The 11,714-nt window shown below is 70.4% G+C and carries 13 protein-coding genes; 6 read left to right on the forward strand and 7 right to left on the reverse strand.

All coding sequences use genetic code 11. The annotated features are described in order from the left end of the window. The first annotated feature begins 32 nt into the window (after positions 1–32). Positions 33–770: a phytanoyl-CoA dioxygenase family protein gene (locus ACZ5BU_RS14335; protein ID WP_465698886.1), complete on the forward strand. Its 738-nt coding sequence runs from the start codon at positions 33–35 to the stop codon at positions 768–770. Here the strand turns inward: ACZ5BU_RS14335 and ACZ5BU_RS14340 are convergent. The 7 genes from ACZ5BU_RS14340 to ACZ5BU_RS14370 are packed head-to-tail and all read right to left on the reverse strand — an operon-like array spanning position 760 to position 6,189. Continuing rightward, the gene (locus ACZ5BU_RS14340) at positions 760–1,452 is read right to left on the reverse strand and encodes an endonuclease/exonuclease/phosphatase family protein (protein ID WP_465698888.1); all 693 of its coding nucleotides are present in this window, start codon (positions 1,450–1,452) and stop codon (positions 760–762) included. The genes ACZ5BU_RS14335 and ACZ5BU_RS14340 overlap by 11 nt on opposite strands. Continuing rightward, positions 1,449–2,576, reverse strand: a complete 1,128-nt coding sequence (locus tag ACZ5BU_RS14345; RefSeq protein WP_465698890.1) for an ROK family glucokinase — start codon at positions 2,574–2,576, stop codon at positions 1,449–1,451. The genes ACZ5BU_RS14340 and ACZ5BU_RS14345 overlap by 4 nt, the downstream gene beginning before the upstream one ends. Before the next feature lie 58 nt (positions 2,577–2,634). Next, positions 2,635–3,579 (reverse strand): ROK family glucokinase, encoded by a 945-nt coding sequence (locus ACZ5BU_RS14350; RefSeq protein WP_465698892.1) that lies wholly within the window; start codon positions 3,577–3,579, stop codon positions 2,635–2,637. Continuing rightward, on the reverse strand, positions 3,570–3,968 hold the full coding sequence (locus ACZ5BU_RS14355) for a hypothetical protein (RefSeq protein WP_465698894.1): 399 nt from the start codon (positions 3,966–3,968) through the stop codon (positions 3,570–3,572). The genes ACZ5BU_RS14350 and ACZ5BU_RS14355 overlap by 10 nt, the downstream gene beginning before the upstream one ends. Next, positions 3,965–5,281: an ArsA family ATPase gene (locus tag ACZ5BU_RS14360; RefSeq protein WP_465698896.1), complete on the reverse strand. Its 1,317-nt coding sequence runs from the start codon at positions 5,279–5,281 to the stop codon at positions 3,965–3,967. The genes ACZ5BU_RS14355 and ACZ5BU_RS14360 overlap by 4 nt, the downstream gene beginning before the upstream one ends. 4 nt (positions 5,282–5,285) lie before the next feature. Next, positions 5,286–5,717, reverse strand: coding sequence for an SRPBCC family protein (locus ACZ5BU_RS14365; protein ID WP_465698898.1), 432 nt, complete (start codon positions 5,715–5,717; stop codon positions 5,286–5,288). 4 nt (positions 5,718–5,721) lie between these two features. Next, the gene (locus tag ACZ5BU_RS14370; RefSeq protein WP_465698900.1) at positions 5,722–6,189 is read right to left on the reverse strand and encodes a hypothetical protein; all 468 of its coding nucleotides are present in this window, start codon (positions 6,187–6,189) and stop codon (positions 5,722–5,724) included. A 105-nt stretch (positions 6,190–6,294) separates the two neighbouring features. Between ACZ5BU_RS14370 and ACZ5BU_RS14375 the strand changes: the two genes are divergently transcribed. The 5 genes from ACZ5BU_RS14375 (at position 6,295) to ACZ5BU_RS14395 (ending at position 11,695) form a co-directional block, all read left to right on the forward strand. Further along, the gene (locus tag ACZ5BU_RS14375; protein WP_465698902.1) at positions 6,295–8,082 is read left to right on the forward strand and encodes an AMP-dependent synthetase/ligase; all 1,788 of its coding nucleotides are present in this window, start codon (positions 6,295–6,297) and stop codon (positions 8,080–8,082) included. Positions 8,083–8,172: 90 nt separating this feature from the next. Next, positions 8,173–9,075 (forward strand): ABC transporter ATP-binding protein, encoded by a 903-nt coding sequence (locus ACZ5BU_RS14380; protein ID WP_465698904.1) that lies wholly within the window; start codon positions 8,173–8,175, stop codon positions 9,073–9,075. Continuing rightward, positions 9,072–9,806 (forward strand): ABC transporter permease, encoded by a 735-nt coding sequence (locus tag ACZ5BU_RS14385; protein ID WP_465698909.1) that lies wholly within the window; start codon positions 9,072–9,074, stop codon positions 9,804–9,806. The genes ACZ5BU_RS14380 and ACZ5BU_RS14385 overlap by 4 nt, the downstream gene beginning before the upstream one ends. Before the next feature lie 4 nt (positions 9,807–9,810). Next, the gene (locus ACZ5BU_RS14390) at positions 9,811–11,058 is read left to right on the forward strand and encodes a sensor histidine kinase (RefSeq protein WP_465698911.1); all 1,248 of its coding nucleotides are present in this window, start codon (positions 9,811–9,813) and stop codon (positions 11,056–11,058) included. Next, on the forward strand, positions 11,051–11,695 hold the full coding sequence (locus ACZ5BU_RS14395) for a response regulator (protein ID WP_465698913.1): 645 nt from the start codon (positions 11,051–11,053) through the stop codon (positions 11,693–11,695). The genes ACZ5BU_RS14390 and ACZ5BU_RS14395 overlap by 8 nt, the downstream gene beginning before the upstream one ends. The last annotated feature ends 19 nt before the right edge of the window (positions 11,696–11,714 follow it).

An 11,714-nucleotide genomic window follows, 5' to 3' on the forward strand; every position in this document is an offset into this window, starting at 1 on the left:
CCGGTCCGGTACCCCGCTGCTGGACTGGCTCCATGATCACCGGCGCGCAGTTGACGCAGTTCCGGGAACAGGGGTACGTCGTCGTACCCGGCGTCCTCACCGACGAGCAGGTCGCCGCCGGCCGCCGGGTCGTCGCGGCGATGCTCGAGCGCAAACCGCCGGAAGGTGCCGGTGTGCACTTCCTCTGGCCGGAGCTCCACGACACGCATCCGCTGCTGAGGCTCTACCGGGCGGCGGGGATCGGCGAGCTGGCGTCGCAGTTGGTGCGGCCCGAGCTCGGGTTGCTGGAGCCGGACCAGGCGCAGGTCGCGACCACCATCCCACCGTGGCCGCACGTGCCGGGCGGACCGCACGTCGACGGGATCACGCCGTGCCTGGAGGACGGTACGCCGGGGACGTTCACGATGCTCGCCGGTGTTTGGCTGACACCGCACGAGGTGGTTGATCGCGGCAACCTTTACATCTGGCCGGGTACCCACCTCGGGTTCGGCGCCTATCTTGCCGAGCGTGGCGCGGATGCGCTCGCCAGGGTCGACGAGATGAACCCAGGACCGTACCCGGACATCCCGCTCGGCGACCCGATCCAGGTCACCGGTCCAGCGGGCAGCGTGCTGTTCGCGCACTACTTGCTGGCCCACAACATCGGCGGTCACGCCGGCAGCGCGGACGACGTACGCCGCGAGACGCTCTACTACCGTCTCCGCACCGAGACCCACCGCGCCAACTGGCGCCAGGTCGTCACCGATCCTCTGCTGGAGTTCAGAGACTGAGCTCGACGAGCAATGGCAGGTGGTCGGAGGCGGCGGACAGATCCTCGTGCGTAGCCGGGAGGTCGCGGAGGCGGCCGGTCAGCTGGGGTGAGAGTTCGGCTGCGTCGATGCGCCTTTGTGGGTTACTGGAGCTGAACGTAGGACCCGCGTCGGCCCCCAGGTCGACCAGACCCTCCTCGGCCAGCCGCTTCCAGACCGGGCCATCGGGTTCTTCGTTGAGGTCGCCGGCCAGGAGGTAGGGCGTGTCGAAGGACCGGCACAACGTCAGGACCTGAGCCACTTCGTGGATGCGGCCGCGGGGGTGGAGGCCCAGGTGGCAGACGACCACTGCCAGGCGGGTGGCGCCCAAGTGCAGGACGCCGCCGACCGCGCCGCCGGGGAGCTGGGTCGCGATGAAGTTCAGCCGGCGGCGGACGAACGGGCGCCAGATGCGGCGGGACCGGATCCCGGTGAGATGGATGCCATCGGCAACCAGGATCGCGTTACGGGCGGACGCGGCGACGTACCGCATCCCGAAGGTCGCGGCCATCGCGCGGCGTTTGCGGCGGGTGCCGAACCAGGTCGGCGCCTCCTGGACCAGCATCACGTCAGGTGCGCAGGCGCGGACAACCCGCGCGAGTGCCGTACTGTCGTCGCCCCAGCGGTGCACGTTGTACGACAGCACCCGTAGACCGTCGGTCACGCGTCAGGATCGCCGTTCGCGTCGGCGTGATGCAGGTCGGCGTCCGTACGCATGCCGGTACGGCGGCCGGCCGACTTGCGGGCCGCCCGTTCCAGCCGGGTCGACCGCGCCGCAGCGGTCTTCGCTGTCACCGCAGTGGTCTTCACCCGGACGCGGCGCAACCAGGTCGCCTCTTCACGCGCCAGGTCCGCCGCACCGACCAGCCCCGCCTCGGGACCGAGCACCGCACGGACGATGCGCGCCTCGGGCCGGAAGCCGCGGCCGGTCAGCGTCCGCTTGAACGCCTCCCGGGCCGGCGCGAGCAGCAGCTCGCCCGCGTCGGACACGCCGCCGCCGATCACGAACGTACCGGGATCGAGCGCGGCGGCCAGGTTCGCGAGGCCGATGCCGAGCCAGCGGCCGACCTCCTCGAGCAGCTCGACCGCGACCGGGTCGCCGTCCTTCGCCAGCTCGGTCACCATCGGGCCGTTGATCTTGCGCGGGTCGCCGCCGGCCGCGCGGAGCAGGTTGTGCGCCACCGGCGACCCGGACAGCGCCAGCTCGCGCGCCTCCCGGGTCAGCGCGTTGCCGGACGCGTACTGCTCCCAGCAGCCGCGGTTCCCGCACTCGCAGCGGTGACCGCCCGGGACGATCTGCATATGCCCGAACTCGCCCGCGATCCCGAACTTCCCGCGCTGCAAGGCGCCGTCGTTCAGGATCGCGCCGCCGATACCGGTACCGAGCGTGACGCAGACCAGGTGGCTCTCACCCTGCCCGCCGCCGAACCGCCACTCCGACCAGGCGGCCGCGTTGGCGTCGTTCTCGACCACGACCGGCAGGCCGAGCCGGCGCTCGACCGCGTCCCGCAGCGGCTCGTGCCGCCAGGCCAGGTGCGGCGCGAACAACACCGACGAACGCGTCCCGTCGACGAACCCGGCGGCACCGATGCCGACCGCGATCACGTCGTGCCGCGACTCCAGGTCGTGGACGATCTCCGCGATCGCGTCCTCGGTCTCCTTCGGGTCCTTGGTCGGGGTGTCCCGGCGCAGCCGGTCGAGGATGTTGCCCTCCGGGTCGACCACCCCGGCGGCCACCTTGGTCCCGCCGATGTCGATCCCGATCGTCAAAGCCTGCGTCAGCGCCACGGCACGCCTTTCGTCGCGGTATCCCCCGCGAGACCAGTATCCCAGGTCAGGTCGCAGGTCATCGTCTGGCCAGGTCCGCGGCACCGATCAGGCCCGCGTCGTTGCCCAGTTCGGCCAGGCTGAAGGCGGCGTGCGGCCGGTTCGCCTTCGCCGGAAGCACCTTCTCGAACGCCTGCACCGCGGCCTTCATGATCAGGTCCTTCGCGGCGCTCACGCCGCCGCCGACCACGATCAGCGTCGGGTCGAAGATCGTGGCGAAGCTGGCCAGGCCCTCGCCGAGCCAGCGGCCGAGGTCCTCGAGCAGCTCGACCGCGCACGGGTCGCCCTTCATCGCGGCCTCGGTGATCATCGGCCCGGTCAGCGCGGCCGGGTCGGTGATCCCGCACACGCTCAGCATCTGCGCCGCCCCGAGCGACCCCGACTCGGCGCGGGCCCGTCCTTCGCGCACCAGCGCCGTACCGGACGCGTACTGCTCCAGGCAGCCCCGGGAACCGCAGCCACACCGATGTCCACCCGGTACGACGCGCATGTGGCCGAGCTCGGCCGCGACACCGTTGGCGCCGCGCAGCAGCTTGCCGTCGATCACCACACCGCCGCCGATCCCGGTACCGACCGTGATGCAGACCATGTGCTCGACGTCCTTGGCCGCGCCGAACGCGAACTCGCCCCAGGCGGCCGCGTTCGCGTCGTTCTCGACCACGACCGGAACCTTCAGGGTCTTCGCGACGCGCGCACCGAGCGGCTCGTCCCGCCAGGCCAGGTTCGGCGCGAACAGCACGGTCGAGCGGTCCGACGAGACGAAACCGGCCGCGCCGATCCCGACCGCCGTCACGTCGTGGCCGGCGATCAGTTCGGCGGCCGCGTCGCAGATCGCCGCCGCGGTCGCGTCGGTCGATTCCGCCGGGGTGTCGCGGTGCGTCCGCGCGATGATCGTGCCGTTCTCGTCGACCACGCCGGCCGCGATCTTCGTACCGCCGACGTCGATGCCGATGGTCAGTCCCATGGTTCGGGGTCCTCACTCACGTCGATCCGGTCCACCCGGGACCGGGCCGATTCCTGGGCCGGTTCTTGGGCCGGTTGCTCCTCCGGCGGCGAGGACCGCGACGCTGCGTCCTCCCGCGCCTGCCGGGCCGCGTCCGCGGCGGCCTCGAGCAGAGATCTCAGCGAGCCCAGGACGTGCGCGGCCGCGGTCGACAGCTGCTCGATCGTCTCCGGGCTGGTGTTCCGGACCCGGTGGATCAGCTGACACACGGGGCACCAGACACAGTCCGGCCCCAACTTGTGCTCGTGCTCATGCTTCGCGTCGTCAGGTGGCGCGTCGCTCGCCGCGTTCTGCAGTACGGCGAACAGCTTGGCGGCTTCCTCCGCCACCGAACCAACGGGTTCCTTCACCGGCCTTCCCCGATCGCCGCTTCCCGCCGCGCGAGCTGCTCGTGGTACTCCGCCGTCAGACCCTGCGCCAGCTCCTGCGCGGACTCCAGCGGACCGGCGCCACTCGGCACGTCGGCCGGCACCGGGCGCGTGGTCTCCTTCGGCGCGAACCGGACCTGCAGCCGTCCCTCGTCCAGTCGCGCACCCGCGACCACACCACGCGCCAGCGCGGCCGGCAGCGGCAGCACCCGCCGGTAGGAACCGACGGTGATGATCAGCTCGTCGCCGTGCCGGGCGAGTTCCAGTTCGTCGGCCGATGCCAGCGGCAACGGCATGGTCAGCGTGTAGGTCCGCCCGTCGGTGTCGATGTGCCGGTCCACCCACAGCGACGTGTCGTCGGTGGCCCGCGCAAACGGGTCGTCCCCGCCGTACATCTCGACCGCGAACGCCGCCAGCTCCTCGACGCCGACCGGTTCACAGACCCGGTACGGCGACTCCCAGATCGGCAGCGGCCGGAACGAGTCGGCGACCTCCTCGAGGATGCCCCGCTGGGCGGCGACCCACTGCCGGCGCCACGTGTCCGCGCCGGCGGCCGGGAACACCCGGTTCGCCACGACGCCGTCCACGCGGTACCCGTACAGCGAGAGCCTGGTCAGCGAACGGCGGGCCTCCGCGACCACAACCGCCTCCGGCGTCAGCACCAGCCGCACCGACGCGTCCGGACCGGCCAGCAGCGTACGGATGTCCGACAGGTCGCTCTGCAGCCGGCGCAACGCGTCGAACACGTTGTCGTCCGGCATCGGCAGACTCGACCCGCGGCTCAGGAACGGCCGGAACGTGCGCATCATCTTGCGCTCGGCGTTGAAGATGCGGTCCATGTACCAGTTCAGGGCCTCGGGCAGCGCGAGCAGCCGGAGCGTCTCCGCGGTCGGCGCGCAGTCCACGACGATCACGTCCCAGCGGCCGGACCGGACGTGGTCGCGGACCTCGAGCAGCGCGAGCACCTCCTCGGCGCCCGGCAGCACGGTCAGCTCCTCGGCCTCGATCGGGTCGACGCCGACCATGTGCAGCACCGAGCGAAGGTAGCTCTGGATGTCACCCCAGGACCGCTCGAACTTGCGCTGCGCGTCGATCTGCTGGACGAACAGCAGGTCGTCGATCTCGGTCGGCTCCGGACCCACCTCGGAGTCGAACGCGTCCGACAGCGAGTGCGCGGCGTCCGTCGACAGCACCAGCGTGCGCAGCCCGCGGAGCGCCGCGAGCGTGGCCGTCCCGGCAGCGGAGGTCGTCTTGCCTACGCCGCCCTTACCTGTGTAGAGCAGTACCCGGGTCACTGGATCAGGACTCGACGCGCTTCTTGAGGCCCTTGAGGGCGGTGTCGATGATGACCTTCTCGGCCTTGCGCTTCAGCATGCCGATCATCGGGATCGCCACGTCGACGGCGAGCCGGTACGTCACCTCGGTCCCCTCCGCACCCAGGTCCTTCAGGACGTAGGCGCCGTCCATTCCCTTGACCATCTTCGCCTCGACCAGCGTCCAGGTCACCTCGTTGCGGGACCAGACGTAGGCCAGCGTGTACTCGTCGGAGATCGCGCCCGCGTCGACCTTGAAACGGACCTTGTTCGGCCGGCCGGCCTCGTCGGTGGACAGCACCTCGGTCTCGCGCATCGAGTCGGCCCATTCCGGATAGGCCGCGAAGTCCGCGATCACCGCCATGATTTCCTTGGGTTTCGCGTTCACCACAATGGTCGAGGTGGTCTGTTCCGCCATCGATTCACCTCTTAGCCGGCCTGGGTCGGATGTGTTGCGGGACCGCCGGACCCCCCGATGGATCCGCGTCCTCCCCGGAGACTATCGCGGGATCGGATCCGGGACGGCGTTCGCCCGCCGCGCGGCCCGCCTCGGCCTCGTCCTTGAAGCGCCACAAGCGCTCCCGGTACGCCGCGACGTACCGCTCCTTCAAACGCTCGACGCCCCGCCCGCGGACCGGTTTCGCCGGGTCGACCCGCAGGTACCAGTGCACGACGACGCCGTCGCGGACCGCCTCCAGCCACCACTCCGCCGTACCGGTCGCGGCGCCGGTGACCGACCAGCGGACGCCCTCGAGACCGCGCCGCTCGGACGGGGTCAGGGTCAGCTCCGGCCACCACTCGCGCCAGAGGGTGTCCGAACCGAGTCGCTCGGCGACGTAGGCTGGATCAGCAACGACCAGGTCGTCGCAACTGATGTCGAGCAATGGCATGGCTGAAACCTAGTTCCGTGGGTCACATAAAGGTGGCTACTAGTGGGTAGGTGACTGTAGCGTGCGCCGGAAGTCGACAATTCGTGACCGACTGAGGAGACGCGGATGCGTGAGTACACCGTTCCTGCTGTGACCGAACCGCCCACCGGGAGCCTGAGCGACCCGGTGTGGGCGAACGCGTCCTCCCATCCTGACACCGCCGTCTTCAGCCGCCGTACCGGTGCCACCTGGACCGACGTCACCGCGGCGGAGTTCGCGCAGCAGGTGACCGGCGTGGCGAAGGGCCTGATGGCGGCCGGGATCAAGCCTGGTGAGCGGGTCGCCCTGCTGAGCCCCACGCGGTACGAGTGGACCCTGATCGACTACGCGATCTGGAGCATCGGCGCGGTCACCGTACCGATCTACGAGACCTCCTCGGCCTCGCAGATCCAGTGGATCCTGACCGACTCCGAGGCGGTCGTCGCGATCGTCGAGAACGCGACGCACGGTGCCGTGGTGGAGTCCGCCCGGGCCGAGGCGCCCGCGCTGCGGGAGGTCTGGCAGATCGAGGCCGGTGCGGTCGACCACCTGACCGGGCTCGGCCAGGAGGTCACCGACGCCGAGTTCGACAAGCGCCGCTCCGCGGTCACGCCGGCCGACCTGGCCACGCTGATCTACACCTCGGGTACGACGGGCCGCCCGAAGGGCTGCAAGATCAGCCACTCGAACTTCCTGGACGAGCTCGGCCCGGCGGTGAAGATCCTCGACGACCTCTTCGACACCACCGGTGCCAGCACGCTGCTGTTCCTGCCGCTGGCGCACGTGTTCGCCCGGATCATCCAGGTCGGCTGTGTGATGAAGCGGGTCAAGGTCGGGCACAGCGCGGACGTGAAGAACCTGGTCGAGGACCTCGGCGCGTTCAGGCCGACGTTCATCCTGAGCGTGCCGCGGGTGTTCGAGAAGGTGTTCAACTCGGCCGCGCAGAAGGCGCACGCGGACGGCAAGGGCAAGATCTTCGACGCCGCCGCGGAGACCGCGATCGCGTACTCGCAAGCGCAGGACAAGGGCGGCGCGGGCTTCGGGCTGAAGGCCAAGCACCTGCTGTTCGACAAGCTCGTCTACGGCAAGCTGCGCGCGGTGCTCGGCGGCCAGGTGCAGTACGCGGTGTCCGGTGGCGCGCCGCTCGGCGACCGGCTGGGGCACTTCTTCCGCGGGATCGGCGTGCCGGTCCTGGAGGGGTACGGCCTGACCGAGACCACCGCCGCGGTGTCGGTCAACCTGCCCGACGACATCCGCATCGGCACCGTGGGCCGGCCGCTTCCTGGTGTGACGGTCGGTGTCGCGGACGACGGCGAGCTGCTGTTCAAGGGCGGCCAGGTCATGCAGGGCTACTGGAAGAACGACGACGCGACCGCGGCCGCGATCGACGCGGACGGCTGGTTCCACACCGGCGACCTGGGCGAGTTCGACGTCGACGGGTTCATCAGGATCACCGGCCGGAAGAAGGAGATCCTGGTCACCGCGGGCGGGAAGAACGTCTCGCCGACGCAACTCGAGGACCAGATCCGCCTGCACCCGCTGGTCTCCCAGTGCATGGTCGTCGGCGACGGCAAACCGTTCATCGCCGCCCTGATCACGATCGACCCGGAAACCATCGTCCCGTGGGCGACCGAACGCGGTAAGCCGACGGATGTCGCCTCCCTCACCGACGACCCGGACCTGATCGCCGAACTCCAGAAGGCCGTCGACGACGCCAACGCCACGGTCTCCCACGCCGAGGCGATCAAGAAGTTCTCCGTCCTCCCGATCGACTGGACCCAGGAGTCCGGCGAGCTCTCCCTCAAGCTCTCCCTCCGCCGCCACGTGGTCATGAAGAACCACACCTCCGACGTCGAGGCCCTCTACGGAAAGTAGGTAGTACTCCCGGGATCAGCCGATCGGATGATCCCGGGTCGAGCTTGTCGGGCGATGTGGGGGTGGTGCCGGTTCGGCGAAGCTCGTCGCATGAAGATTGTTGAGGTTTCCGGCCTGCGGAAGGTCTACGGCGGGCGGACGGTGGTCGACGACGTCTCGTTCAGCGTCGACGAAGGGGAGATCTTCGGGATCCTCGGGCCGAACGGTGCCGGGAAGACGACGGCCGTCGAGTGTGTCGAGGGGCTGCGGGTTCCGGACGCTGGGCGGGTTCGGGTCGCGGGGCTGGATCCGGTTGCGGATCACGCCGCTGTCACCCAGGTGCTCGGGGCGCAGCTCCAGGAGAGCGAACTGCAGGCCAAGCTGACCGTACGCGAGGCCCTCGAGCTGTACGCCGCCTTGTACCCGCACCCCGCCGACTGGCGACCGCTCGCGGAGCGCCTCGGCCTGACCGCCCAGCTGAACTCCCGCTTCGGCGTCCTCAGCGGCGGTCAGAAGCAACGCCTGTTCATCGCGCTCGCGCTGATCGGCAACCCGCGCGTGGTCGTACTCGACGAGCTGACCACCGGCCTCGACCCGCGCGCCCGCCGCGACACCTGGGGGGTCGTCGAGGACGTCCGCGCCCGCGGGGTCACCGTCCTCCTGGTCACGCACTTCATGGAGGAGGCGCAGCGGCTCTGCGACCGGATCGCGCTGATCGACAAGGGCCGGATCACCGCGCTCGACACCCCGCAGGGCCTCATCAGCCGGACAGCGGGAGCCACGGTCATCTCGTTCACGCCGTCCGCCCCGCTCGACGACGAGGACCTGGCCGGTCTGCCCGCGCTCGCGTCCGTCGAGCAGAAGGACGGCCGGTTCACGCTCGGCGGATCCGACGAGACCGTCACCGCGCTGCTGTCGCTGCTCGCCCGGCAGCGCATCACCGCCCACCAACTCCGCGTCACCGACGCCACCCTCGACGACGCCTTCCTCGACCTCACCGGAGCCACGAAATGACCACGATCGCTGTCGTGCGGTCCGAGGCGCGGTTGTTCCTCCGCGAGCCGGGCATCCTGTTCTCGATCATCGGCTTCCCGCCGCTGCTGCTGGTGATCCTCGGCTCGATCCCGAGCTTCCGGAAGGTCGACGACGGCCTCGGCGCGCGGCTGATCGACCTCTACGTGCCCGTACTGGTCCTGGTCGCGCTGATCGTGACCGGACTCCAGGCGATGCCGCCGCTGATCACCGGCTACCGCGAGCGCGGCGTCCTACGCCGGATGTCGACGACGCCGGTCCGGCCGTCCGCGCTGCTGACCGCGCAGATGGGGCTGTTCGGAGCCACCGGCCTCGTCTCGGTCGTACTGTGTCTGGCGATCGGCCGGCTCGCCTTCGACGTACGGCTGCCGCAGCAGCTCGGCGGCTACGTGCTCGCGCTGCTGCTCACCGCCGTCGCCGCGCTCGCGCTGGGTGCACTCGTCTCGGCGCGAGCGCGGACCGCACGGATCGCGACCGCGTTCGGCATGGCGGCGTTCTTCCCGAGCCTGTTCTCGGCCGGACTGTGGCTGCCGGTCCAGTCGATGCCGCACACGTTGCGGGAGATCGTCGTACTGCTGCCGTTCGGTGCCGCGTCACAGGCGCTGAACCAGGCTGCGGCCGGGCACTGGCCGGCGTGGTCACATCTCGGAGTACTGGCCGGGTGGACGGTGCTGGTGTCGGTCGCGGCCGCGCGCTGGTTCCGCTGGGAGTAGCTTCGTGCAGACTGAGCAGGTGACGACGGCCGACAGCGATCTCGATCAGCGCCGGGCGGCGTTCCAGCGCTGGGCGCCGTACTTCCTGCTCGGCCTCGGCACCCTGCTGGCGCTCGCCACCTCGGGGATCCTGACCCCGATGGCCCGCGACCGGGAGATCGGGCTCGCGCTGGTGGCGACCGCGCTGGTCATGCAGGTCTGGTGGACCTGGAGCGGCCGCATGCATCGCGGCCCGAACGCGGTCTCGGTCACGTTCTACGTGGTTCGCTGGGTGATCGCTTGCGCGCTGACGGCGCTGAACGGCTTCTTCGCGTTCTACGTCGTCGCGGGGTACTACGACGCCGATGAGATGATCCCCGGGCGCAAGCGGCAACGGCTGGCGCTGTTCGCGTGTACGCTCCCGGTCGCCGGCGCACAGAGCGGCCACTGGCCGCCGCACGGTCCGATGTGGCTCGCGTTCGCCGGACTCGTGATCGCCAACAACGTCCTGCTGACCGTCGTGAAGCACTTCGCCGAGCAGCAGGAGGCGCGGTCGCAGGCGCGGGCCGACACGATCACCGAGCTCGAACAGGCCCACAAGGAGAACGCCGCGCTGCAGGCCCAGTTGCTCGTCCAGGCACGCGAGGCCGGTATCGCCGACGAGCGCCGCCGGCTGGCCGCGGAGATCCACGACACGATCGCGCAGGGTCTGACCGGCATCATCGCCCAGCTCCAGGTGGTCGCCAACACGTCGGACCCGGCCGTGATCCACGACCGGGTCGGCCGGGCGAGCGAGCTGGCCCGGCACAGCCTCGGCGAGGCGCGCCGTTCGGTGCAGAACCTCGCGCCATCGGGCCTGTCGCACGACGGTCTGCCCGAGGCGCTCCGCAAGACCGTCGACCAGTGGTCCGAGCGGACCGGCATACCCGCCGAGTTCACCCTGACCGGTACGGCGCAGCACCTGCACGGCGAGTTCTCCGCGACGCTGCTGCGGATCACGCAGGAGGCACTCGCGAACGTGTCGAAACACGCCGCCGCGACCCGCGTCGGCGTGACGCTCAGCTTCATGGACGACGAGGTGACGGTGGACATCCGCGACGACGGCAAGGGCTTCGACCCGCTGGCGGTACCGGCCCGGTCGGGCACCGGCGGCTTCGGGCTGGACGGGATGCGGGCCCGCGCCGAACGGATCGCCGGCGCCCTGACGGTCGAGTCCGAACCGGGTTTCGGTACGGCGATCTCGGCTCACGTACCGTTGGTGCTCCATGCCTGAGAAGATGCCTGACATCACCTTGCTGCTGGTCGACGACCACCCCGTCGTCCGCAACGGTCTGCGCGGAATGTTCGAGGCCGCCGACGGTTTCACCGTGCTCGCGGAAGCGCCGGACGGCGTCCAGGCGGTCGAGCTGGCCGCCGAGCTCGAGCCGGACGTGATCCTGATGGACCTGCGGATGCCGGGCGGTGGCGGCCTGGACGCGATCACCGAGCTGACCCGCCGGCGGATCCGGTCGAAGGTGCTGGTCCTCACCACCTGGGACACCGACACCGACACGCTGCCCGCGATCGAGGCCGGCGCCACCGGGTACCTGCTCAAGGACGCGCCGCAGGAGGAGCTGTTCAACGCGGTCCGTCAGGCGGCGGAAGGCCGTACGGTCCTCTCCCCCGCGGTCGCCTCCCGCCTGGTCACCGCCGTCCGCAACCCGGCACCGGCTCCACTGGCCGCCCGGGAACGCCAGGTCCTCGCACTGGTCGCGAAAGGTACGTCGAACCGCGACATCGCCCGCGAGCTGTTCATCAGCGAGGCGACCGTGAAGACCCATCTCAGCCACGTTTTCACCAAGCTCGGCGTGACCGATCGCGCGGCCGCGGTGGCCAAGGGCTACGACCAGGGAATCCTCGGCCGCGATTAAGCGCTGGGTACTTGTCCGG

Source organism: Kribbella sp. NPDC031520 (assembly GCF_055580825.1).

Excerpts from the sequence above, each read along its gene's own strand:
- ACZ5BU_RS14335 (WP_465698886.1), top strand. The coding sequence starts at position 33 with ATGATCACCGGCGCGCAGTTGACGCAGTTCCGGGAACAGGGGTACGTC.
- ACZ5BU_RS14350 (WP_465698892.1), bottom strand. The coding sequence starts at position 3,579 with ATGGGACTGACCATCGGCATCGACGTCGGCGGTACGAAGATCGCGGCC.
- ACZ5BU_RS14365 (WP_465698898.1), bottom strand. The coding sequence starts at position 5,717 with ATGGCGGAACAGACCACCTCGACCATTGTGGTGAACGCGAAACCCAAG.
- ACZ5BU_RS14370 (WP_465698900.1), bottom strand. The coding sequence starts at position 6,189 with ATGCCATTGCTCGACATCAGTTGCGACGACCTGGTCGTTGCTGATCCA.
- ACZ5BU_RS14375 (WP_465698902.1), top strand. The coding sequence starts at position 6,295 with ATGCGTGAGTACACCGTTCCTGCTGTGACCGAACCGCCCACCGGGAGC.
- ACZ5BU_RS14380 (WP_465698904.1), top strand. The coding sequence starts at position 8,173 with ATGAAGATTGTTGAGGTTTCCGGCCTGCGGAAGGTCTACGGCGGGCGG.
- ACZ5BU_RS14385 (WP_465698909.1), top strand. The coding sequence starts at position 9,072 with ATGACCACGATCGCTGTCGTGCGGTCCGAGGCGCGGTTGTTCCTCCGC.
- ACZ5BU_RS14395 (WP_465698913.1), top strand. The coding sequence starts at position 11,051 with ATGCCTGAGAAGATGCCTGACATCACCTTGCTGCTGGTCGACGACCAC.